The sequence below is a fragment of the Klebsiella sp. MISC125 genome, from assembly GCF_051131775.1.
In the GTDB taxonomy this organism is placed as follows: domain Bacteria; phylum Pseudomonadota; class Gammaproteobacteria; order Enterobacterales; family Enterobacteriaceae; genus Klebsiella.
The window spans coordinates 2130388-2154440 of the sequence record NZ_CP180448.1 but is presented as its reverse complement, the minus strand read 5'-3'; the positions used below and the strand labels follow the sequence as shown (position 1 = coordinate 2154440).

Sequence of the window (24053 nt, the reverse complement as noted above, 5' to 3'; positions counted from 1 at the left end):
TACTCCTTAAATTTAAAAACTACTTTCATATTTTTTATTCGAAAACTTAGCTAATAAAAAAGCCCCTATTTTTTTTAGCCAATTTATATTTTCCATATGTATGTAATTAACTTCCTTAATACGAATATCTAAGTTTTCATTTCTCTTATGAGAAAGCCATACATTAAAAAGAATTTCGCTAACTCTACCATAAAATCGTTGATGAAAAGAACTATAACCCTGTGAATCAACTCTCTTCTCTAATTCTTTGAGAATTGCAAAAAGCCACTCACAGTATTCATTTAAAAGATCTATTCTCATGACAAACATGTTAAACATATAGCCCGATGTTTTTTTTACAGCAACATCATAAGATTGAAGATAGTTAGGGTAGCTATCTTCAATTATTTTCCTCGTGTAATCGAGATGCTCGCCATAATGTGTATTTTTATAATGCGAATACAAAGTTTCAATATAGTACCTTCTTTTTTTAGGTACTAAAATATCACATGATGACATCAAATCAATTGCTTCAGCAGAGGTTAAGATATTTTTAAAATTGTCTTTATCATCTTTAATTGATAAAGAAAAATGTCGCCGATAATGAGCTAACCCAACATAATCATAATTTAAATTTTTCCATGCCCAATATAAGCCGGTTAATTCACAATAAGAGGGATTTTTATCTGAAATATTATCTCCGGTATCATCCCCTTTCAATTCAAGATCTTCTTTACCAACCTTACCGACATGCAGTGGAATGTAAATTTCATCATTAGGAAAAACATATCGTTTATGTGTAGCTATTATAATTTTTATATTTACTTGGTCATTCATTCTAATATTTCTCTTTAATTTTTGATTTTAGGATAAGTGATAGTTTATTCGCAAATTGATCCCAAGAATTTGACTCAATAAATTTTACTATTGATTCTAAATTTGACTTATTGTAATTCTGGTAAAAACCATCAATTTCGCAAAAATTAGAAAAAACATTGCATATTTTTTCTTTCGAAAGATCGAGAAAAGCGCCCTTAGCTGGACCAATTACATTAGCCCCCATGGAAATACTATCCATTAATGCACCTGAACTTGAAACTGAAGTGGAGGTGTAAGGGAATAAGACAAATTTTGAATTTCTAATTTGAAGTAATAATTCATTGAACTCAATTTTACGATTTTCGTAAATAATATTACTACATAGATATTTTTTTATCTCTTCTTCATACATTAAATTTTTACACGAGCCAATGATTTTAACTTTCCATTTACTTGAGATATCCTGATTATTAAAGCAGAATTGAACAAACTCTAACACACCTTTATATGGCTCTATTGTTCCCCAGATAAGAAAATCAACCTCATTAATTTTTTCAATATTATCAAATGGTTGAGTGACAATATTTTTTATTGGATGATGACAAAACTCTACTTGAGATAATGTTTTATCTGAGAGATATTCTTGCGCCTCTAGTGAGTGAACAATTATAATATCAGATCTTTTCAGCATTATATTATTAATTTTTTTTGTGATAAGATTCTCACCTTGATGGGCATGAATGTTATGAAACACCCATACTATACGCACTTTTCTGAGCATGAGAATCTTAATTACGAATCTAAAAAGTAAGTATTGAAGATAAGCAAATTTTTTATGTGCAATATTATCAACCCAATTGAGAATCACAATATCTGATGATAGAGAAGCATGTAAAAAATCAAGCAATCCTATCATAGTAGAAGGCTTATCGTTAACCGAAAAATATGGTTTAAGGCTATTAATAAAATTTTTAGTATAAGGGTTGTCAATATTTTTGTTTTTATTTTTGTTTTTGTTAAATAACGGTGGATAAAAGTAAACTTTCATTATCATACCTTATAAACTTAAAATTAGTAAATATCTAGCACTTTAATTTTTTTATAGGCCAAAACAGCTATATATATTACTTCCTTGATAGATAAGCTATATTTTTTTCTGGCATTAATCCAAGTACAGCAGTCTTTTATGAAAGATTCTCTTTTAAAACCATTATATGCAATCGTTTCGACAATTTTTTTCTTTTTGAATTTACTCAAATTACATCTTAAATAGCGAAGTAAAATAGTATCGACTTGAGAGTGAGTGTTGAAATTATCCAGAAAATTATCATACCAATCAAATTCTTGCTCAATAGCTTGCAATTTGAGTCGCACTGAACCAGAAGATGAAATATTTATAGAGCTTCTACGATAGAATAACAAAGGTAAATTCACATGAGCAATCCCTTTATCTTTCATCGCAATATAGCTAGTAATATCATCCGAGGCCCACGCAAGTTTATTCTTGTAAAAGCCACCATTTGAATTAAGAAATTCGGTACTAAAAACGAAATCAGATATAAATTGATTCCTAAACCCATTGGTTCGATGCCACATATTTTCAATAACACTTTCAAACTCTGCCCAACTTTGAGTTATTGTAATAGGTTGCGACTTTTCATTTATAATTAAACTTCGGCAGTGATATACGTTTAGCTCTGGATAAGTTCGTATTAGCTTATCAAATTCGAAAAGATAATCTTTATCTAATTTATCGTCATCTCCCATTAGAACAAAATACTCACCTTTTGCAAAAGAAAGACATTTATTCCAATTATCAATGACATTTTCCGCGCCAAAATTCACATCATTCTTAAAGTACTTTATTCGGGAATCAGTATATCTAGATACGATCTCATCTAAATCTTCTGGCGAAGCATCATTGACAATGATTAATTCAAAATTATCGTAAGATTGTTGAAGGATACTATCAATACATTCTTCAAGATATAATGATTTAAACGCGGGAATGCCAATTGAAAATTTTAATGCCATTTATTTATTACTCCGACAGTGGTGAATAGGCTATTGATCAGTTATTTTCTGAAAATTATTTTTTTCCAGTAAATATAAACAAATACACAATGGAATTACATCTTGAAACACCCAAGAAGCTGTCACATTTGCCAAAGCCAAGTAAACGATAAAGAGCTTAGCATACATATAGTCATCATCTACCGGTTGAAGCGCAACCCTTACGAATACTAAAAGATAAAGAGATAATCCTAATATACCAAATCGGACAAATATTTCGGCATAACCTACATCACTCATAAAATAGGCAAAACGCTCTCGGATATTAATTTCTTTAAGCCCATACGAAGATGAGAAGTGCGGTATGCCATTACCAAATATATCAGTTATCATATTTTTTGAGTAATTACTAAAAAAATACTCATATTCTAATAATCTAATATTTTTGTCTCCCGTACTTTGCGATGTTGCTTGCTCTGCAGACAAGTTAATCATTTTGCCAATAACACTATTATCGCTCACATTAATTAAGCTTCCACTAAAAAGCAAAAATAATGAAGCAATAATTAATAAAACCCATGCCATTTTACTTTTTCTGAGAATGTATAGGGCAGCTATCATAAATGAAAATACAATTATTTGTCTTGTTACCTGAAAAACAACAAACATAAATAGAACAGATAGTAATAAAAACCAGCCATTTTTTTTGGTTTCAACATACTTACTGACAGCAACGAAAAAACCAAGGATTAAAAAACCTCGACCAGGAAGGGCTAACCTGAATATACCTCGACTGTTATCCATTGTGGTTTCAGCATCAATTGCATACACAATCTCTGGAGCTTTATGCATACCATATAACCAAAGAACAATGAATAAACCACAAAAAAACCATATCAATTTTTCAAGCGTAGCTTTATTTGGTCTTTCTTTCATTAAAAGAAAAAAGTAAACGATACCTAAATATGTAGCTCCGGCTCTATAACTTAATATAATGTCTTGCCCCCAAAAAAGCAAAGCGCAAAAAAACGACCCCCATATACAAATAAATAGCAGCCTTAGCGGCACTTCATATTTAGATTTTTTTCTTATACGTAGAAAGCTAGGCAATATGAAAAGTATAGTGCACGTTAGAATCAAGAAATATAAAAATTTTACGACCTGTTTATCGAACAAAACAATATTAAACATTTGATAAAGGCATATCGGAAATATAAAGATCAGCAGTAGACCAAGAAACCTTTTTTTAACAATCATTAACTTAAACCATATGTTATGTTAAAATAATTACCAATAGCATCCTTTCTCTATCGCTATCATACCCTCAGGCCTTGATGTGCTGTTTGGCCTTATCCAGGCACTAGTATAAAATCTCGAAATATGAGGTAAATCATCCCATCTTTTCCCTTTAATTCCAAATAGAACTTGCGTCCACCCTGCTAAATGAATTGATTTCTTGCCCATATTTTTCACAAATGCTGATAATGGCATGCCATATGCTCCACAACCTATAATAGCGACATCAAAATCTAATTTTGAAATATCATCTTCCATCTGAATAAGAGCATCAAACCAATTATTATATTTTGTCTGCTGTCCTAACATTGACACTACTGGTTTATATGTCAATAGTTCAAAATCAGGTAGGATGTTTGGATCTTTCCATATTAATTTTTTTCTTGCATACTGAGACTTTATCTCTTCAACAAACGGATGGATCACAAGAACTTTTTTCCCCTCTAAAGCTTTAGTCCATGGTTTTTCATATAAAAATGGTGCGTAGTATCCATCAAGATTTACCTTGACAGCATCAATAATAAATTCTTTAAGATAACATTCCTTTTCGATATAACTCCCGAGAATATCAATCTCTTTAGCTGCATTCGAATTCACACGATAGAACTCAGCAAGCAATTTTTTTTCATTTGGAAAGAACCCAGCATTTGTGCACAAAGCATCCAGCTTTATGGGCCACCATAAGTTAGGTATCTTACCTGTGATAAAAGCAATTAAATCTGCTACACTATAATTTTCTTGCATTTTCATTTTATGAGAAACTAATGCATTCAGTTCTATCGTACCAAACTTTGAAATCATTATAGGTTTATCTTCAATCAGCTTAGAATAAATATAGCCATTGGCGTCCTCATTCCATTTCCCAATATAACCCTCATAAATTGGTGTTGATACTGAGGAATTTACTATAATAGAATAAAGCTTCCTTACAACTTTCAACGTGAACATAGTCATTTTATTTTTCATCCCTCCCTCCTGGGTTCAAAAATTCTGGTAGAATTGTGAATGGTGCAACCTCTAACAAATTACGTTGCATTTCTCGTAAATCGTTATTCGGGAGTATTAGATTTTTTCTTTCAATGAAAAATTCATAAGGCTCTTTTATTATTTCATCAAAGTTATCAAATCCATCATATGGCTCAATTTTAACTGAATCAAAATAATCATCAAATTTCAATCCATCAGTATCAATGTCATTGTGTTTTATCCACAGAGTCGGTATTTTATATGCGTGTCCGACTATCACACCATGCAAAGAGGTTGAAATAATCCGCTCACACATAACCATTTGATTAAGAACACTTTCTATATCTGTAGTATTTAAATTGATAATATGTACATTATTATTTTGATGATATTTATTTGAGAAAAAATCAAAGTCTTTTAAATGTGGAATAATGCCTAATTCATATTTCTTGCTAGGGCTTTTTAAGGGATATACTAAAGGTAACAAAATAGCGGGATCTCCCCATACGCTACAATATTCAAAGCCTTCTTTAGCTAGTTTCTCTGCAGAAAAACGACCTCGTACAGCATGCAAAGTCCCACCCTGAGCTCGTTCATGCCAATTCATATATCCAGTCCCCCAAACTCTGAAGTTCTTTCGAGACCTATTCAATAATGAACCAATACCTAGCACGACATCTTCGTTCTCATTGTAGCCACGTAATCTATTAAAATCATAAGTCTTGTTTTTTAAAATTGACTTGATTATCAATTTAGTTTCTTTTAAAAAATTCGGTCTTTCAAAGCCACGATATGCAACTTTTTTCCCTGAAAGCTTACTTATCAAGTATGGATTAAGAGCATCTCCAAAGTTCTCAATATAGCACCAATGCACTTTAACTACATCATTCATTTCAATATCGACCTTAACGTTTAAATTTAGTTTTGAGTATAGCTGCCAAATATTTCTTTTCGTCCCTAGTTAGCCCAATGAAATATATAGTAATTAGGGTTGAAATTACGCATGAAAAACTTACGATGATGAATATTACATTCTCATTTAAATATTTTAACATACAGTATTTACGTACCATAAATGGTAGAATTGAACTTATTAGAGATACTAATAGACTATTAACAAAAACTTTTTTGATATAAGTGGAAAGGTTAATTTTAAATAAAATTTTAAACATTAATAACCTGATTAAAACACATACTACAGATAACAAACTTGTTATAATAACTGTAACTTCTGGTTTCATTCCAATATTTAGGCATAAATATGAAATTGGTAATGCTAACAGCAACACTATCCCAACAGATATTTGATACGCCTTTATTCTCCCAGATGCTTGTATTGCTGAGTTAACAGTACCTGATATTGTTTCAATTAATATATTAATTATTACAAGTTGAGTAAAAGCAACCGCATGTGGTGGAACGTTGACTAGCCATAATGTTAATAATGTATCTGTTTGTAATATTACCGGCAACCCAATTAGGAACATAAAGTAGTATGTCACTCGAGAACTTAAATAAACTAAACGTTCCATTTCCTTTGATTTATTTGCTGCATGATATTTTATAATCTGAGGTGCAGCAGCCATTTGTATATTACCAACAAATGAAGTAACCTGTGTTTTTATTTGAAAAGCTATTCCTCTTGCAGCATTAATTGCTGGCCCAAAAAAGACGTTAAGTAATATATTAATACCTTGATCTAAACCTATATTAGCAAGCGTCGTGAATGAATTCCATCCAGCATACGCAGAAAGTTCCTTATAGATACCAGGTTCTTTAACAAGAGTAAACTTACTTACTTGGAAATTTTTTCTACAAAATATATAATATACCAGTGTTATTAATGCTACTACAATTAGCATTATTACTGCATATAACTTCAATTTATCTAATGAAAGTAACGTTAGGCTATAAACACCGATCAACTTAAGAATTGCTTCTGTTATACTAGTACTGGCAAAAAAACTCATTTTTTCATACGCTATAATCAATGAATTATATGGTATGCGAATTATAGTGAAAACAAAGGAAATAATTGATGCTTGGTATACAAATAAGGCGGCCTCAAATCTCTCATTCGGAATATTTAGTTTTGTCGTTACAAACCATAGACCTAAAGACTCTGCAAGTATTATTATTATAATCGCAAATATTATATATATAGCCAAGGTAACGGAGAACATTTTTTTTAATTTAATTAAATCACCGCTACCAATCTCATATGCAAAAAATCGCTGAGATGCACTCGCCATGGTATTGCTAATAAATGAAAACATTATAACAATTCCGCCAGTGACATTGTAAATACCGAAATCACTTACGCCAAGGGTATTTAATACAATACGCGAGGTATAGAGACTAACAAATAGCATCACCAGCATTCTAATATAAAGCATACTGGCATTGCGCATAACCTTATGATTACTCATACGAAACCTTTAAAAACTTTAGTCACAGATAACGATCGCGGGAACTGGGTCAGGATTCAACTTCTCTGCAATATAAGAATATTTGTCATCTATAGAAGCTGCAACCCAAAAAAGTGGAGCAGCTCGCTGAGGTTTAAAATTACCTTTGAAGTCTTTCATACCAATAGAGCGTCTTACACGATCAAATTCTGATTTTGTATTCACAAATTCCTCATGTGTTTTATCCCCATCCATATAGGGAACAAGCCAATCAACTCCTTTTCGTAGTGATGAACCACTTGGACTTTTAAAATCATACCAATTATCCCCCCAACTCCTTGCCACCAATGCGGCTTGCGTCAGAGGTAAAAGATCAAAGACTGCATAACTTAGTGCATCTCTTTCAGTGAAGTCATACACCTCACCATTTGATTTTATATTTTCTAAAACCTGCAGCTTGAAAATTTCTCGAGCCTCTAAAAATAACTGTTTGTTCCCTGTTGCAGTACTTAACATTGTTATGATTTTTATTCTATGACTTTGCCAGTTATTAGGGACAAGCCCTTTCTCTGATTCTCGCTTAGCATAAATATATTTTATATATTTATGAGCCCATTCATTGAAAAAATTATCAATTTTTAATTTTTCCCCAGCATCTAATTCCGATTTAATAATTTGATAGGTCACGATTAGCGAATCAAAGGGCGTCTCATCTATTGGATTCAAGGATGGTCTGTAGGCATCAATCCATGCTAATAAATATTTTTTTGAAAAAAATAGATATTTATTATCTTTAGTTTTTTGCCATAGTAAAGCAGAATCTCTCATTATTTTAAATTGATCATAAGCTTGATATGCTTTAATTACATTCGGCTGACCGGGTAAAGAATGTTCGATATGCACAACATCCATTGGTACTGGTGCAACATTCAATGAAGAATCAATTTTATATATTTCATTCAAGATCTTAGCATTCGATTTCTCTGGAATAACACTACAAATAACACTAGCATGTGCGAATGAAATAAAAGATATAAACACTGCTAATGGTGTTTTAAAATACATTAAGTCCTCTCTTGATGCTAATACAACCCATTTTGCTCAATTTACTGTCAGTACTAGTTATTAAATGGCTAGCACTTTTATAAATACTAGCCATCAATTAGTGTCGGAATTCAAAAAAATATGTTACTTATTCTCATCCTTTTCATATGAATATCCATAGTAACTATATCCATAGCTATAATAGCTACTAGCTTTTTTCACAACACCATTCATTATACAGCCTTTCACTTTTACACCACTTTGTTCGAATCTTCTAACACTAACATCAATTTCTTTTGGAGTATTCAACTCAAAGCGCGCTACCAGTAACGTAGTTCCAGCATAATTACCAATTATAGCAGCATCAGTCACAGCAAGAATTGGTGGCGTATCAATGACCACTAGATCGTAGGTTTTGCTTGCCCACTCAATAATCCTTCCAAATCTTGCATGCATCAGCAACTCTGCAGGATTCGGCGGGACCATACCTCTAGAAATAAAGTCGAAACCCGGTATTGTAAGAGTTTTTATTGCATTAGTTATATCTATCTTTCCCGACAATAGGTCTGACAATCCATTATCGTTAGTAACATTAAATAATTTATGTGTATATCCCTTGCGTAAGTCAGCATCTATAAATAAGACTTTTTTCCCGCTCTGCGCGATTACAGCAGACAGATTCGTGCTGACAAAAGTCTTCCCTGCATTTGGACTAGCACCAGATATCATTAAGACATTATTATGGGCTTCCATCATAGCAAAATGTAAACTTGTTCTAAGACCTCTGATTGATTCAATCGCGAGGTCCGCAGGATTTTCAATTGCCAAAAAACCGTCTCGATACTCATCTGCGTTTTTCTTTCTACCGCGAGACAAACCATTTTGGCTTTTCTTAGTGAATGACTCAGAGACAGGGATGCTTGCATAGACATTTATTCCCAATTCTTCTAATTGTTCAGGGGACTCAATGCCTCTTCTCAAAAATATCCTGAGAAATACAATACCTATTGAAAATGCCCCGCCAACAATTAGCCCCAACAAGACTATAATAACCTTTCTAGGCTTTATAGGTTTTGGTTCAGTTACTGCATTATCAATAATTCGAACATTCCCTATAGCGCTTGATTTCGCGATGTTTAATTCTTGTTGGCGATTTAAGAGTTGCATATAAACTACCCTGCCTGACTCAACATCTCTACTTAAGCGTAAAATTTCCTGCTGAGTTTCAGGCATTGCAGATACCCTCTTGTTTAGCTTTCCTTTTTCATCTTGTAAGGTTTTCCTTTTTTCCATCAAAGCTTTATAGGTAGGGTGCTCTTTAGTATATAGTTGAGATATTTCAGACTCTCTGAAAGTCAATTCATTGAGCTGATTATCCACGTTAACAATTTGGTCAAGTACAGATTTTGCCTCAAGAGATAAATCAACCGAATCATTTTGACGGCGGAATTGATTCAATTTATTTTCAGCAAGATCTAAATCTTGTCGAACTTGTGGCAATTGTTTACTCAAAAAGTCTAAGCTTTTTTCATCTTGAGCTGCTTGTCGAGATATATTTTGTGCTAAATAGTTGTTGCTTATACTATCTACTATTTTTTCAATCAATATAGGATTGTCGCCGACTAAAGATAGTAAAAGAATTCCTGTATCCTTTCCTTGGTCAGCAACAATCAGTGAATCTTGAAGTTCTGATATAGCTTTCAATTTTGAAATGTATGATATTGTAAATGTGTCACCCACTTTTGCAGACAGATTGTCAACCTTGATCGAAACACCTTTCTCATCTAATAGTCGACCAACCACCCCTTTTAATTTTAAACCATCGACATCAATGGTATAATGCATACTATCATTAACGATAAGAGTTAACTCAGGCACATCTTCGTCATTTGATGAAATATAAAATCTTGATATGGATATCTCAGCAGGTTTTTCTCCAGTTAAGCGTGCCCATCCTCGGCCAAAAATAGGAAAATAATTTTGTTTAACTTTTGTTTGGAGATTTAAATCATCTACTGTTTTACCTAATATCATTCTCGATTGTAACAGAGCTATTTCTGGTGCGGATTGAGGTTGACTGTCAGGTAACATTTGGCTCAGATTGCTCAAAATTGCATTAGCTTGTTTTTGTTCAACTTGTATCAGGGCATCCGCCTGATATATCGGGGTAGCAAACAAGGCATATATTAATGCAAGTAAAGTAAATAGTGATGATATGGAAATTATCAATTTCCGATGGTCAATAACCTCACCAATAAGACGACCGAGATCTATTTCTTCAACGTCTTTCTTTGCGTTTTTGTTTGTAACAGATGACATGCAGCGATTCCTAGTGATTAGACGTCCAACTTTTGAACCCAAAGTTGGCCCGCTTCTTCAATTAATTGAAAGACTGATATGAAAGCTTCTTCACTCTTTCGATACGGGTCTGGAATATCACGTTGGTTTAGCCAGTGACCAAACAACATTGTTTTTCCTCTTGCTTCCGGTGCAATACGACCAATTTGCTCTATATGTGTTTTTTCCATTGCGAGAATAAGATCATACTGCCTTGCCAGACCCGAAGTGAACTGGCGTGCCTTATGTTGTTCTAGTGAGATTCCATGGCTTTTAGCTACCTTTATAGCACTGATATCAGCCTCGTAATCAACTAAAGCACCAGTCCCAGCCGAGTCAATTTTTTTATGCGGTAATGCTTTATGTAAATAACGTTCACCAATTGGTGAACGGCATATATTACCGGTACAAACAACAAGAATAGAATCAAACATTTATGGCCAATCCTTAATAAATTTTGCTGTTTCTGTCATGTCATGTACACCCGTAATTGTAGGCACAAGCTGTGAAATAACACGATTCCAACGAACCAATGGAGCAGTAGTAACATATACAATGTCATATGGCTGTAATTGAAATTCTGTTCCAAGTACCATCGCAGAAGCATCTTGCGCATTAAGCTGATAAATATTTGCAATCTTGCCTTGCTTATCATCTTTCAACTGGCGAATAACAAACACCCCAGTCGCGTCACTGAAAGCTTGCGACATGCCTTCGGCATTGCCTAGCGCTTCAGCTACTGTCATACCACTGCGATCCATTTTCAAAGTACTTTGTTTACCAACCTCACCCATAACAAACACTTTCAGGTCGTCATTGCGTGGTACAAAAAGAATATCGCCTGGGTAAAGGAGGTGGTTCTGTGTTAAGTCCCCTTTTTGCATCAAGGCATAAAGTGACACTTTGGTATCTTTACCATTATGCGTCAGCACCACGTTACGCCAATCCGCTTCAGGAGCCAATCCCCCTGCGACATTGATTGCATCCATGACGGTCAAAGGAATATTAGTGATAGGCTGCTGACCTGATTTTACTACCTCACCCGTTACATACGCCTTTTGAGAACGGAATGCCGCCACACTAATGTCCACCTGTGGGCTCTCGATATAAGTGGTCAGACGGTTGGAAATATCCAGGCGCACTTGGCTAAGTGTCTTACCTACTACCTGAACCTTACCAATATAAGGATAGAAGATTGTTCCATCGGAATTTACCCAGTTGCCTGTATCACTTGCGCTGCGATATTGGCCAGCTGGAGTAGTGAGTTCCGGATGATCCCAGACTGTCACCATCAGAACATCACCCACCCCGATGCGATATTCATAACTTTTGAGCAAATTATCTAACTGTGGATTAGGACGTGCCAATACCGCTTCCGGACGAAGTTGATCGATAAGTCCCGGAGTCATTGGATAAACATTCACCAGCTTATCAAGATCGTAATCACTATCCGGCAGTTCGACCACATTTTTACGAAGGCTATTTAACCCCTGTCCCGGCAAAATAGTACAGCCTGATAAAAAACTTATCGTTAATGCCAATGCCGAAAATCTAACAATTTTTTTCTTCATAATGTCACATCATCAGTAAACCAAAAGTTTCTAAATCCCAAACAGCAGCGTATTTCCAGCAACTGCGCTAAGGCTATAAATTAAATGGTATTTCGATCCCAGCACTGGCACCCACATCATCACTATCGTTATGGTCAGCGTCGGTATACCAGAGAGAAGTGTTCAGCCGTACTGATTTGTACACATCACCACTCCATCCTAACTGCATACCTTTCAATGTATCCGAATGAGGAAACGCTTTATTAATCGACTGATTTTTTGGATTTACCTTCGCATAAGCCAGACGAGCACTCCAACGCTGGTTATCTTCGGTAACCAACTCAACCTTCCCAGCATAAAGCTGGCCATCCCCACCCATAGCATCTCCAAGCGGATAGCCCTGCTGGTAATAACCATCTTTATAGATATGGTGTGTATAGCTATAATTGAGCCGACTCATGTTTGAACGTGTATCGTGTGCTTCCACATACCAGTTAATCGCATCTTTGCCCCACCCGTGATGCCCTTCAACTCCGCCCAAGAACATGTTCGCTGAAGGCAGATAACCCGCTTCATCTTCACCAATCATCTGCCCATAGAGGCTAATTGGCAAACCAAGAGTTGGTTCAAGCTTCCACTTGAAATCAAAACCAGCAAGCTGGTTACCGGGTTCATTGGCTGTGCCGGTATTGTCTTTACCCGTCAGACCATCCCAGAAGCTACTAAACGATTCCGGTCTCCCCTCCCCTCCCCACTGCATAATGCGCGATGCGCCCAGTTCAAGAGACTGGAATGGAGAGAAAGTCAGACGCCCACCAATAATCTTGGTGTGTGGCACGGCGGTATATTGGTTCATCTGGCTGGCGGAAATTTGGTACTGCCACGGGCCAATCCAGCGTAACCACCATGTTTCCGGCGCGGCCTGTTCAGCACGCTGCATTAAAAAGCCAGTCATTGGGCGCGCGGCGTCACCGCGAATCAGGCTGCCTTCGTATCCCGGTCCCCACCATTGTGGCATCTGGCCAAATGAGAGCCACTGGTTCCAGAATTTCACTGCACCGTACGCGCCGTTGGCATTAAAACGCGAACCGTTGCTTATGCGCTCATCACCTTCAACGTTGCCCTGCAGGTGAACATCCCACCACTCGCCGCTATTATTAAAAGCTAATGATAATGAGCTATCAGCGGGCTGGTTCTGACCAAATCCTTGCGGAGTGCCGGGCTTATCCGTTGAGGTATAGCCGCTCACGCGAAAATCGGCTTTCAAAGAAGAAAGCCGCTGGTTAATTCGTGCCAGAACAACCTGTTCGGAAGAGTAGGATGGTTTGGCTTTTTTGACCGCTCGATTGATCTCTTCTTGGCTCAGAGGCCATGTAGACAAGCTGAGATGAATGACTCCGCGATCGGACAACCAGGCCAGATCGTTACGGAGTTCGTTATCATTCATTACCAGACCAGAGGCATAGGCAAGTGAGCTGGCAGAAGTAAGCAGCCCTAATGCGAGTGCGATTCGCGCAATTTTTATCATTGTACAAGATCCATTTTAAGCCCCGTTTCCGCAAGCTGGCGCGACATGGGGAACACTGTTAGATGCAGCGCCCTCTGACGCCAACCTTAAGTATGATTGTCCTACAGGTTCTGGCCTGGCCACACGAAAGTGCAGGCCTGGTTGTATCCCAGGCCATCGCCAGCTTTCAACTTTAGAGCAACCTGCAGTACACAATGTATGCGAAATTGTTATTGAAGGCCATTCCATCGCGCTTCATACCCGCGGTTTTCTATCATTCACCCAAAGTGGGCAAACGCTAGTTTGCTGACAAACTCGCTAGTATATACAGGTTGTGAGGATAATCACCTGTGGGGAACCTACTTTAGGAATTTCGGTCGCATGAAATGAGATGTGATTGAAAGAAAACGCCAGCTCGCAGGTACGCTACCGCCCTTGGCTTAACAGCTACCAATGCACTGGACTTCTTCCATTCTTAATTTAATCACCATTCCCGAAAAATCGGTGATTAATCCATCAAAGCAATCAATTTCGCGGCACAAGTTTACGAGATTCTGCACAAAATTGGGAGTCTAATCTCGAATAATTAACCACTCGGTTGATAGCACGCACAGGTCATGCAATAACATTATTATTTATCAACGAGCGATTATAAACACGACGAACTCATGCTATAGACCAAATCTCAACAGCATGATTTTACTGACTTTTCACCACACCAACCATACTGGTTTACTTTCAAAATAATTAAAGCCAGTCAACTACAAAATTTAATAGTTAAAAGAGTTATGCCAGATTGTTGTTATCATTAATAAATTCGATGTTAAGTTAAAAATACTATTTAGGATACATCCTGGCCGTTTATCATTGTGCTGAATATCGTACATAATGCAGCATCACTAATTTATTTCATGAATATGAATTTCAACATGAACCATCACTTCAGCCTGAACGCTTCATAATGTGTAATATGTGAACTGCTTTTGCCATAACACTGCTGCTGTCGTCATGAGCATCAATAAAAACGCTTATGCAGATCGGCCCGAGTAAACGGTTTTTCCAGTGGTCCCAGCTTCACCGCTATCTCGCCCAGCAGAGACTGAGTTGGCGCTTTAGCACCAGTATTCAATAACATCAGCGGGATGATAACAACGCTTGCCAACCCTCCCCATGAGAGTTGCGCGACATGAGCGCTTTCACCACGCGACTGCATCAGTAAGAACAGTGCACTTCCCGCAGCCCCCAGCAGTAAACCGGCAATGACTTCCGAAGTTGAATGCGCGTGAATCACCAATCGCGAGTAACCGACTAACCCGGCCAATGCATAACCTAACAGAACAGAAATACGACGAATTGCTGGTGCTGCACGTGCGCACAACAGCCATAAGAGAATTGGCCAAAAAGCGGTAGATAATGCAGTGTGTCCGCTAAAGCCTGTGAAATCCAGCTCGCGAATGCCTATCCCCCACCCCATAAATGCCAGTTTTGATGCGCACACAATCGCGCCAGTGATACCGAACAGCAGCGCCCAATCCCACGCAACCTGCTTTGAGTCTTTTCGCAGCAAAAGGACGATAAACAACACGGCCGCACTGGGTAACAGCACAGTACTATCGCCAAAAAATGTGACAACCTGCCAGTTCATTTACCTTTCATCCTTTAACGATCTCTCCTGTCTGGAACGCCATTTCCACTTTTTTTGTGGACATGCATATTTCGTAACTTCACATTTTTATGCATGCATAACCGTTGTTTAATGCGTAAACATGATCTCAGTCAAGTTTTATTTTTATATTACGATCTTATTAACGACCGTTATATTAAGAAAATTCTTAGTAAGTAATTATTAGGTAAGATTAAATTTCACTCACCTACTCATTGCATCATGGTACATCCTGTCTGACTACCAGAAGTCTCCGAACCTAATTTGCGTCCGTAAATGATACAACATAACAGAGCACAACCTAATCCATTGTATTTTAACGTCAATCAGGCTCAAGTCCGACCATACCTTCAGTCAGTGAACGACTGCAGTCTCTGATACTTATCTTAACATTGCCGCAGACCGTTCACGTTCATAAACCTGAAAGACTATGTTCACGAATTACGCTAACAGCTTTTTAATGCTCTCGCGGAATTTAGTGCCTTCTTTATGGTTACGCAGCCCGTAGTTTACAAAAGCCTGCATATAACCCATTTTTTTACCGCAATCATAGCTTTCGCCAGTCATCAACATGGCATCAACAGATTGTTTTTTCGCCAGTTCAGCGATGGCATCGGTTAACTGAATACGACCCCAGGCACCTGGCTCGGTGCGTTCCAGTTCAGACCACACCTCTGCAGAAAGTACATAGCGACCTACCGCCATCAGATCAGAATCCAGCGTTTGCGGTTCATCAGGTTTTTCGATGAACTCAACGATACGCGCAACCTGACCTGCTGATTCCAGCGTATCTTTGGTCTGGATAACAGAGTACTCAGCGAGATCGCCTTCCATACGTTTTGCCAGAACCTGGCTGCGGCCAGTTTCCTTAAAGCGAGCGACCATAGCTGCAAGGTTATAGCGCAGCGGATCGGCACTGGCGTCGTCAAGAATGATATCCGGCAATACAACCACAAATGGGTTATCGCCAATTAGCGGGCGCGCACAAAGGATAGAGTGCCCTAATCCAAGCTGCTGACCCTGACGCACGTTCATAATGGTTACGCCCGGTGGACAAATAGCCTGCACTTCCGCTAGCAGCTGACGCTTCACACGTTGCTCAAGCAAAGCTTCCAGCTCGTAGGAGGTGTCAAAATGGTTTTCAACAGCATTCTTAGATGAATGGGTGACCAGCACAATTTCCTTGATACCAGCAGCTACGATTTCGTCAACAATGTACTGCACCATAGGCTTGTCGACGATCGGCAACATCTCTTTCGGAATGGCCTTGGTGGCGGGTAACATATGCATCCCTAGTCCTGCTACCGGTATAACTGCTTTCAAACTCACCATTATCATTTCCACCCGTATGGTTATAAATCTCTCGATTCCTGTCAGATTGTATGTATCACTGGCAATTATCCATGATGATACACGGTTGCAGTCTGTCCTACTGTCCGTCAAATTCCGAAATTACACGAATAGTTTAAGAATACACGTAAAGCGTGTAGACCAATAGACAGACTTAAGAAAATTCTTATGCATGATTATTCATACGAACTTACTACTATTTACAATGACTTATCATAGCTAACTATCTGTTTTAATTTGTAAGAGAGAGCAGTGACATTCATCTTTTCGCCATCTACACCCTTTTGATACTCTGTTATCTTTCAGCTTGAGTTGATACAGAACAAGTGACCATAAAAAAATAGAAAATCAGCCAAAATAATCGCTTATAGTGATAATAAAATTATTTGTATGTATAAAAGCGACTAAATTTCAGCAATATCTCTTTCACGGTCTACTTTCAGCAAGACCTCAGACTTATCCAGTCAATGAACTGGGATACCTTACTCTCTGCCAATGCCCTTCACCTCTGATTTTATTACTATTTATCTCCACATAACGCTGACAATATCGTCTAGCAAAATTTTTTCTCCGGCAAGCCACGATATTAAGTAGTATAAAAATCCAAATTATAGAAAAACGATGTTATATACATCAAATCTATTGATGGGTTTTTGTTACTACGCGAACGATGCATCAGCGGCTGACTATCCTTCAGGAGCGATTGAACTATTTTCAGCCCATGAATTTGATCGGAAATCAGACGCCCCTCCGACATTGATGAAAATTAGCACAACCATGAATAAGTAAAATCCTGGACGCAGGAACTTAATAGGTTACATCGTTGACAACTGGCTATTTTGTTTTCTGGTATGACAAGGACCTAAATTTTGACCATCAGGCAAATTACGGCTGAAAATATTGCATTTTATCTATGCCTTATCCATGATCGGTACATGGCACTCTTAGGTTGTAAAGGTTTTAACTGATTATGGAATGGATTGCCGACCCTTCGATCTGGGCCGGGCTCATAACTCTTGTCGTTATTGAGCTGGTTCTCGGTATTGATAATCTGGTCTTTATCGCAATTCTCGCGGAAAAACTTCCCCCGGCGCAAAGAGACCGCGCGCGGGTAACGGGCCTGCTGTTGGCAATGCTGATGCGTTTGCTATTGCTGGCTTCTATCTCCTGGCTGGTCACTCTGACTAAGCCACTGATTATCTGGCACGATCTGAGCTTTAGCGCCCGCGATCTGATCATGTTATTCGGGGGATTATTTCTGCTCTTTAAAGCCACTGTCGAGCTCAATGAACGGCTGGAAGGAAAAGATAGCGATAATCCCAGTCAGCGCAAAGGGGCAAAATTCTGGGGAGTCGTGGCGCAAATTGTAGTACTTGATGCCATCTTTTCCCTCGACTCCGTCGTTACGGCGGTCGGAATGGTTGATCATCTGGCCGTTATGATGGCAGCGGTAGTTATTGCCATTAGTCTGATGCTAATGGCCAGTAAAGCTTTAACCCGTTTTGTTAACAGCCACCCGACGATCGTTATTCTGTGCCTGAGCTTCTTGCTCATGATTGGCTTTAGCCTGATAGCCGAAGGTTTTGGTTTCCCGATCCCGAAAGGCTATTTGTATGCCGCAATCGGCTTCTCGATAATGATTGAATCCTTTAACCAGCTGGCGATGTTCAACCGTCACCGTTTTCTTTCGGCCAACCTGACCCTGCGTCAGAGAACAACTGAGGCGGTCATGAGCCTGCTGAGTGGCCACAAAGAAAAAGCCGAACTCGATAGTGATAGTTCCTCGCTTATCGCTGATCATGACGACAATCCGCTCTTTAATACCCAGGAACGAAGAATGATTGAGCGGGTACTCAATCTTAACCAACGCACCGTCAGCAGCATCATGACCTCGCGTCATGATATTGAACATATCGATTTGAGTGCGCCGGAAGATGAGATTCGTGCATTACTCGATAAAAATCAGCATACGCGCGTGGTGGTCACCGGTGGTAATGATGACGACGATATGCTCGGCGTCGTGCACGTTATCGACCTACTGCAACAGTCGCTGCGTAACGAGCCGCTCGATTTACACGTTCTTATCCGCCAGCCGCTGGTCTTTCCGGAGGCGCTGCCGCTGCTTTCTGCTCTGGAACAGTTCCGCAACGCCAGGACCCACTTTGCCTTTGTTGTTGACGAGTTTGGTTCCGTAGAAGGGATTGTTACGCTCAGTGACGTGATGGAAACCATTGCGGGTAATCTGCCTAATGAAGTGGAAGAGACCGATGCCCGCCATGATATTCACAAAAACAGTGACGACACCTGGACAGTCAATGGTCATATGCCGCTGGAAGATTTGGTGCAGTACGTTCCTCTACCGCTGGATGAGAAACGTGAATATCACACTATTGCCGGTTTACTGATGGAGTACCTGCAGCATGTCCCGCAAGAGGGCGAGGAAGTGGAAATTGCCGGGTATACATTGCGCACTTTGCAGGTGGAAAGCCATCGGGTACAAAAAGTACAGATAGTGCCGCCAGTGCATGAAGAAGATGAACTGGATTATGAAGTGTAATGCCTTCATATGTGAACAGGGTAAAGGGCGGTAAATCAGTTGTAGAAAGTGCGCTAATGTTTATGTCGGGTGGCGGCTAACGCCTTACCCGACCTACAAAACCCGTACTCGTATTCACGCCAGGTGACGGCTTACGCCCTTCCCACCCAACAAAACCTGCACTCGTATTAACGCCGGGTGGCGACTGGTGCCTTACCCGGCTAATAAAACCCGCACACTCTTAGCCTGTAGGCCCGCGCAAGCGAAGCGCCGCCGGGCGATTTCACAACAGTGCATATTGCCAGCAATCCGGGCACGAGACGCTTCTTCTGCTTTTCCAGGCCAAACTCACAGCTTATCGAGCAGCTTCTTCACATCCTTCCCGTCCTGGGAGTTTTTATTGCGATCCGCCCAGTCGTTCAGGCGTTTTCTGGCTTCATCTTGCAGCTGTTTACGCAGAATCTGGTCCACCTGCAGGCTATAGCTCAACGTCTGCCAGTTACCATAAATACGCAGCGGAATTGCGGTTTGTTTGAGTCTGTCAATGAGCTTGCTCTCGCCCTTCCAGCCGCCCAATACTCTCACGTTAAAACGCATATCGCAGTCTTCTTTCAGCAGGTTAAGCTCACCTTGTCCGGTGAGCGCCATCAGTTCAGATTGCCCCTGCATTCGCCTTAACGTCACCAAACCATTATCCAGCTCCAGTGCACTGCTGACAGAATCGAGCCGGGTGGCGTTATCGTAGTTTTCCTGCGCCTGCACATTGGTGCTGCGCTCCACGGCCTGCTGCACGAGCTGCTGGAAATTGAGTCCTTCAGTACGCGTATCCGTCATTTGGATTTTCGCCTGCCCTTGCCAGTTACGACGGAAATCATCGGCATCTATTTTTTCGCCGGAGAAGTCTCCGCTCAGCGTCAGCTTACCTGTGAGATTTAACGAATAGTTAAAGGCTTTCAGAATCGAGCTGATCTCAATATTGTCGAGTTTCGGCTGGAACGAGGCCTGCGGCGTATCGCTCCGGGCGTCCAGCGAACCTGGCAGCGAGAGGTTGCCGCCATCCAGATTTCCCTGCAGTTGATTGATCGTCAACAGCCCCAGCTGATTACTGATATCACTTTTAACCTGGGTAAAATTCATTCCTCGCCACTGAAGCTGATCAGCCGTTAGCGTCATTCGCGCATTAAAAGCGCGCAGAGCATTGTAATCTTGCTGAATATCGCTATTTGCGATAACTGGACGCAGCTGGCGAGTCTGACTCTGCCCTTGCTGGTTGGCTCCGTTATCAGTGGCAGGTGAAGCATGAGTCAGTAAGCTGTCCAGGTTCAGCGTGCTCGCCTGAAGATTCAGCGTCCAGTCAGGCTGTTCGCCTAACACCACGCTGGCATTGCCGGTAATGGCGCTGCCGTTGGCGCTTAAATTTAGCTTGTCAAAACTGAGCTTTTTCGCGTCTTCAAACCAGCTTGCCTGCAGGCTGCCCTGACCACTGATCCCCGCAGCAGGAAGTTCAGCGCCACGAAGTTGCCAGTTCAATTGTGAAATTTCCGCCTTCAGGGAGTGAGGATAGTCGCCGCCCTGCACTTGAGCGGAGAGCGAAAGCGCCAGGTCTCGCTGATCGCGGTTAATCCGGCCAGAAAAATCGAGCGTCGCATGATGATGCTCATCCTGTTCCATCTGCAGATGAATATCGCGCACCGTGACCTGTTCGCCGTCTTCATGCTGGAAGAAAAGCACGCTATCGGCGATCTGTAGCTGCCGGACATCATACGACCAGCCGCGATCTTCAGACACCTGCGGCAGCGTATTATCATGTGGAACCACCGGCGCATTTTGACTACGCACGGCTTCGGTTTTGGAGGTCAGTTGGATAACAGCGCCTTTCAACATCACCTGCTTTACCTGCAACTGATGGGAAATCAGCGGCATCAGCGCAACGTCCAGACGCATATTGTCGGCACGAATCACCGGTTCGGCAGCGCCAGGCGCGGTCAACGTCATGCGACCAGAGAGAATACTGAGCTGCGGCCAGACGTGCCAGCGCAGCGGACCATCGAGCTCAAGCTGATAGCCGCTACGATCCGCGACCTCTTTGACCATATAGGCGCGAAAATCGTTGGGATTGACCAGCAATACCAGCGCGGTAAGACCGGCGACAACCACCGCCAGCAAGATCATCAGCGTCGTCAGAATTCGTCTCATGGCTTCCTCAGCAAACCGCTTAAATTATCAGTCCTTGTCGATTCGACTCGCCACCGCACCCTGCTGGTCACGATATTTGGCATCTTCACGACGGTTATAAGGCCGCGCTGCCGGGCCAGATAACGGTTCAAAGCTTAGCGCCCCGATAGGCATTCCCGGACGCAACGCCAGCGGCAGCTTGCCGGAATTATAGAACTCGAGCACGATGCAGCCGGACCAGCCCGGATCGATACGGTGTGCGGTGACGTGAACCATCAACCCAAGACGCGCCAGTGAAGAACGCCCGTCGAGCCAGCCAACCAGGTCTGCAGGCAACGTCACGGATTCATACGTTACCGCCAGCGCCAGCTCACCAGGATGCAGGAAAAACGCCTCTCCTTCCGCCAGCACAATCTCTTCGCTCATCACGCGATCCAGCGCTGCGCTGACTTCCGCTTTTGGCCCGCTCAGGTCAATAAAACCCGCGGTGTGGCCGCGAAATGTGCGGAATTTATTCCCCAGGCGGACATCAACCGTCGCGCCATTAATCCGTTCTACAGGTGGGCGTGGATTAATGGCCAACCGCCCCTCATCCAACCAGGCTTCTATATCTCGGTCGCACAGACGCATGAACGTTCTCCTTTAAGGCATCGCGCCCTTACGCCTTCCGGGGATAAGGGCAATTTGGCTTCTCTTTGCACGTTACACAATTCGTTCGTGTTATTCAAAGAACTGACTGATTTTGGCCTTCAGAATATCGATGGCGATGCGGTTTTTACCGCCGCGAGGCACAATAATGTCGGCATACTGCTTGGAAGGGTCGATAAACTGCAGGAACATCGGGCGAACGGTTTTCTGATACTGCGCCATCACCGAATCCATTGAACGCCCACGCTCGTTCACATCACGCTTGATGCGGCGCATCAGGCAGATATCCAGCGGGGTATCAACGAAAATAGAGAAACTGAGTTCATTACGCAGGCGAACGTCAGTCAGCAGTAAGATCCCTTCAAGGATGATCACTTTCTTCGGTTCAATATGAATTGTTTCCGGCATGCGAGTGTGCTCGACATAGCTGTAAACCGGTAACTCAATCGGCTGGCCGCTTCTCAGCATCTGTAGATGCTGAAACAGCAAACTATGATCCATCGAACTTGGGTGGTCATAGTTGGTTTTTACACGCTCTTCCATCGACAGATGACTTTGATCCTTGTAATAGCTGTCTTCCGGAATAACGCCGATATGCTCATCGCCGACTTGTTCACGTAGTTCACGATAAAGCGTGCTGGCGATGAGGCTTTTGCCCGAAGCCGATGCGCCGGCGATGCCTATAATGACGCACTGATGAGACGTATCAGTCATAAATTTTTGCGACCTGATTAACCTGGGAATGTAGGAAGGGTGGCGGTTGAACGCCAAACTCGGCAATTATAGGGATTTCAGGCCTGCGATACTAGTGCTAAGCGCCCTGCCCGGCTATTCCTCATCCGGCGACCAGCCTTGCGTATACCATATGTGCAATAACGCATACGATCGCCACGGCTGCCAGCGGCTGGCGTAACGCGCAATACGCGTCGGCGTCATTCCGGGGAAGCGCTGTTTAATCAGGTAGTCATCCGGCAGAAAGATATCCTGCGCCTGCCAGCCGCGAAGCGCAAAATAGCTGGCGGTCCAGCGGCCAATACCGGGCAGCGTCTGCAACTGTTTCATTCCGGCTTCTATATTATCTGGCGCAACTAAGGGCAGTTCGCCGCTGATTGCCGCCTGAGCTAAATGAATCAGGGCTTCTGCACGCCGAAGCGGCATTCCCAGCGCCTTTAACGCTTGCGGGTCAGCCTGTGCCAGTTGGTGCGCGGTGGGGAAAAGGTAAAACTCCGGCGCATCGGCGAGCGGTTCCCCCCAGGCGGCAGCGACTTTTCCGGCAAGTTTCGCCGCCATGGCCACGCTGACCAGTTGCCCCAGCACCGCACGTACCGCTTGTTCAAAGGCGTCAAGGGAACCCGGCAGGCGTAAACCCGGTCTCGGCTGCGCCAGCTCCCCCAGCGTCAAAGCAACCTGCTGCGGGTCGCAGGATAAATCAAACAGTCGCGCAATACGGGTCAGGCACTCATCTGCCACCGGCTCCAGCCCGGGGGAAAGCGTGACTTGCATTCCTTGTGCCGCTTCATCCGGCGTGACGGTTATCAGACCGGCATGGCCCGCCAGCGCAAAACTGCGGATAAAGCGCCCGTCAACGAAGGTCTCAACCCCCTGCACCGCACGAGCGCCAAGAAAACTAAACATCCACTCCCAGTCATAGGGAGGGTGCCAGGCTAACAGCGTCATCATTTCTCCTTTTTCAGCGCTTCAATCATAGCCGCGGAACGTCGCATGCGCCTTGCTTTTAAATTCCAGTTGTCGCGATGGCATC

19 protein-coding genes are annotated in these 24053 nt (G+C 41.4%); 1 reads left to right on the top strand and 18 read right to left on the bottom strand.

Annotated elements, in window-relative coordinates; all coding sequences use genetic code 11:
- Nucleotides 1–12: 12 nt before the first annotated feature.
- The 14 genes from ACMYSL_RS10125 to galF form a co-directional block, all read right to left on the bottom strand.
- Nucleotides 13–816 carry a DUF4422 domain-containing protein gene (locus tag ACMYSL_RS10125; protein ID WP_434662565.1) on the bottom strand — a complete coding sequence of 268 codons (804 nt, stop codon included), beginning with the start codon at nucleotides 814–816 and terminating at the stop codon, nucleotides 13–15.
- Between the two features lies 1 nt (nucleotide 817).
- The gene (locus ACMYSL_RS10120; protein ID WP_434662563.1) at nucleotides 818–1846 is read right to left on the bottom strand and encodes a hypothetical protein; all 1029 of its coding nucleotides are present in this window, start codon (nucleotides 1844–1846) and stop codon (nucleotides 818–820) included.
- A gap of 23 nt (nucleotides 1847–1869) precedes the next feature.
- Nucleotides 1870–2832: a glycosyltransferase family 2 protein gene (locus tag ACMYSL_RS10115; RefSeq protein ID WP_434662560.1), complete on the bottom strand. Its 963-nt coding sequence runs from the start codon at nucleotides 2830–2832 to the stop codon at nucleotides 1870–1872.
- 30 nt (nucleotides 2833–2862) lie between these two features.
- A complete protein-coding gene (locus ACMYSL_RS10110) occupies nucleotides 2863–4068 on the bottom strand; it encodes a hypothetical protein (RefSeq protein ID WP_434662558.1) in 1206 nt (401 codons plus the stop codon).
- A gap of 30 nt (nucleotides 4069–4098) precedes the next feature.
- Entirely contained in the window at nucleotides 4099–5073 is a 975-nt protein-coding gene (locus tag ACMYSL_RS10105) for a hypothetical protein (protein ID WP_434662555.1), read from the bottom strand.
- Nucleotides 5063–5965, bottom strand: coding sequence for a polysaccharide pyruvyl transferase family protein (locus ACMYSL_RS10100; protein WP_434662553.1), 903 nt, complete (start codon nucleotides 5963–5965; stop codon nucleotides 5063–5065). Before ACMYSL_RS10100 ends, ACMYSL_RS10105 begins: the two co-directional genes overlap by 11 nt.
- 13 nt (nucleotides 5966–5978) lie before the next feature.
- Complete coding sequence (locus tag ACMYSL_RS10095) at nucleotides 5979–7502, bottom strand: lipopolysaccharide biosynthesis protein (RefSeq protein WP_434662549.1); 1524 nt, start codon at nucleotides 7500–7502, stop codon at nucleotides 5979–5981.
- A gap of 18 nt (nucleotides 7503–7520) precedes the next feature.
- Nucleotides 7521–8546 (bottom strand): alginate lyase family protein, encoded by a 1026-nt coding sequence (locus tag ACMYSL_RS10090; protein WP_434662547.1) that lies wholly within the window; start codon nucleotides 8544–8546, stop codon nucleotides 7521–7523.
- A gap of 123 nt (nucleotides 8547–8669) precedes the next feature.
- On the bottom strand, nucleotides 8670–10844 hold the full coding sequence (locus tag ACMYSL_RS10085; protein ID WP_434662544.1) for a polysaccharide biosynthesis tyrosine autokinase: 2175 nt from the start codon (nucleotides 10842–10844) through the stop codon (nucleotides 8670–8672).
- A gap of 17 nt (nucleotides 10845–10861) precedes the next feature.
- On the bottom strand, nucleotides 10862–11296 hold the full coding sequence (locus ACMYSL_RS10080) for a protein tyrosine phosphatase (RefSeq protein WP_434662541.1): 435 nt from the start codon (nucleotides 11294–11296) through the stop codon (nucleotides 10862–10864).
- Nucleotides 11297–12433, bottom strand: coding sequence for a polysaccharide export protein (locus ACMYSL_RS10075; protein WP_434662539.1), 1137 nt, complete (start codon nucleotides 12431–12433; stop codon nucleotides 11297–11299).
- A 73-nt stretch (nucleotides 12434–12506) separates the two neighbouring features.
- Entirely contained in the window at nucleotides 12507–13940 is a 1434-nt protein-coding gene (locus ACMYSL_RS10070; protein ID WP_434662536.1) for a capsule assembly Wzi family protein, read from the bottom strand.
- A 994-nt stretch (nucleotides 13941–14934) separates the two neighbouring features.
- A complete protein-coding gene (locus ACMYSL_RS10065; protein ID WP_182239846.1) occupies nucleotides 14935–15564 on the bottom strand; it encodes a phosphatase PAP2 family protein in 630 nt (209 codons plus the stop codon).
- Between the two features lie 459 nt (nucleotides 15565–16023).
- Nucleotides 16024–16920, bottom strand: a complete 897-nt coding sequence (gene galF, locus ACMYSL_RS10060) for a UTP--glucose-1-phosphate uridylyltransferase GalF (protein WP_182207313.1) — start codon at nucleotides 16918–16920, stop codon at nucleotides 16024–16026.
- A 982-nt stretch (nucleotides 16921–17902) separates the two neighbouring features.
- Between galF and ACMYSL_RS10055 the strand changes: the two genes are divergently transcribed.
- Complete coding sequence (locus ACMYSL_RS10055) at nucleotides 17903–19489, top strand: TerC family protein (RefSeq protein WP_434662532.1); 1587 nt, start codon at nucleotides 17903–17905, stop codon at nucleotides 19487–19489.
- A 327-nt stretch (nucleotides 19490–19816) separates the two neighbouring features.
- Here ACMYSL_RS10055 and asmA read toward each other — a convergent pair whose 3' ends face one another.
- From asmA to alkA, 4 genes are all read right to left on the bottom strand, one after another.
- Complete coding sequence (asmA, locus tag ACMYSL_RS10050) at nucleotides 19817–21664, bottom strand: outer membrane assembly protein AsmA (protein WP_434662529.1); 1848 nt, start codon at nucleotides 21662–21664, stop codon at nucleotides 19817–19819.
- 27 nt (nucleotides 21665–21691) lie between these two features.
- The gene (gene dcd / locus ACMYSL_RS10045; protein ID WP_110275488.1) at nucleotides 21692–22273 is read right to left on the bottom strand and encodes a dCTP deaminase; all 582 of its coding nucleotides are present in this window, start codon (nucleotides 22271–22273) and stop codon (nucleotides 21692–21694) included.
- Nucleotides 22274–22363: 90 nt separating this feature from the next.
- A complete protein-coding gene (gene udk / locus ACMYSL_RS10040; protein ID WP_110275489.1) occupies nucleotides 22364–23005 on the bottom strand; it encodes a uridine kinase in 642 nt (213 codons plus the stop codon).
- Nucleotides 23006–23119: 114 nt separating this feature from the next.
- The gene (gene alkA, locus ACMYSL_RS10035) at nucleotides 23120–23968 is read right to left on the bottom strand and encodes a DNA-3-methyladenine glycosylase 2 (protein WP_434664009.1); all 849 of its coding nucleotides are present in this window, start codon (nucleotides 23966–23968) and stop codon (nucleotides 23120–23122) included.
- Between the last annotated feature and the right edge of the window lie 85 nt (nucleotides 23969–24053).

Coding starts and splice junctions, on each gene's coding strand:
- ACMYSL_RS10100 (WP_434662553.1), bottom strand. CDS start 5,965: ATGAATGATGTAGTTAAAGTGCATTGGTGCTATATTGAGAACTTTGGA.
- ACMYSL_RS10090 (WP_434662547.1), bottom strand. CDS start 8,546: ATGTATTTTAAAACACCATTAGCAGTGTTTATATCTTTTATTTCATTC.
- dcd (WP_110275488.1), bottom strand. CDS start 22,273: ATGCGTCTGTGCGACCGAGATATAGAAGCCTGGTTGGATGAGGGGCGG.
- asmA (WP_434662529.1), bottom strand. CDS start 21,664: ATGAGACGAATTCTGACGACGCTGATGATCTTGCTGGCGGTGGTTGTC.
- ACMYSL_RS10080 (WP_434662541.1), bottom strand. CDS start 11,296: ATGTTTGATTCTATTCTTGTTGTTTGTACCGGTAATATATGCCGTTCA.
- ACMYSL_RS10125 (WP_434662565.1), bottom strand. CDS start 816: ATGAATGACCAAGTAAATATAAAAATTATAATAGCTACACATAAACGA.
- ACMYSL_RS10115 (WP_434662560.1), bottom strand. CDS start 2,832: ATGGCATTAAAATTTTCAATTGGCATTCCCGCGTTTAAATCATTATAT.
- galF (WP_182207313.1), bottom strand. CDS start 16,920: ATGATAATGGTGAGTTTGAAAGCAGTTATACCGGTAGCAGGACTAGGG.
- ACMYSL_RS10105 (WP_434662555.1), bottom strand. CDS start 5,073: ATGAAAAATAAAATGACTATGTTCACGTTGAAAGTTGTAAGGAAGCTT.
- alkA (WP_434664009.1), bottom strand. CDS start 23,968: ATGACGCTGTTAGCCTGGCACCCTCCCTATGACTGGGAGTGGATGTTT.
- ACMYSL_RS10055 (WP_434662532.1), top strand. CDS start 17,903: ATGGAATGGATTGCCGACCCTTCGATCTGGGCCGGGCTCATAACTCTT.
- ACMYSL_RS10065 (WP_182239846.1), bottom strand. CDS start 15,564: ATGAACTGGCAGGTTGTCACATTTTTTGGCGATAGTACTGTGCTGTTA.
- ACMYSL_RS10070 (WP_434662536.1), bottom strand. CDS start 13,940: ATGATAAAAATTGCGCGAATCGCACTCGCATTAGGGCTGCTTACTTCT.
- ACMYSL_RS10085 (WP_434662544.1), bottom strand. CDS start 10,844: ATGTCATCTGTTACAAACAAAAACGCAAAGAAAGACGTTGAAGAAATA.
- udk (WP_110275489.1), bottom strand. CDS start 23,005: ATGACTGATACGTCTCATCAGTGCGTCATTATAGGCATCGCCGGCGCA.
- ACMYSL_RS10110 (WP_434662558.1), bottom strand. CDS start 4,068: ATGATTGTTAAAAAAAGGTTTCTTGGTCTACTGCTGATCTTTATATTT.
- ACMYSL_RS10075 (WP_434662539.1), bottom strand. CDS start 12,433: ATGAAGAAAAAAATTGTTAGATTTTCGGCATTGGCATTAACGATAAGT.
- ACMYSL_RS10120 (WP_434662563.1), bottom strand. CDS start 1,846: ATGAAAGTTTACTTTTATCCACCGTTATTTAACAAAAACAAAAATAAA.
- ACMYSL_RS10095 (WP_434662549.1), bottom strand. CDS start 7,502: ATGAGTAATCATAAGGTTATGCGCAATGCCAGTATGCTTTATATTAGA.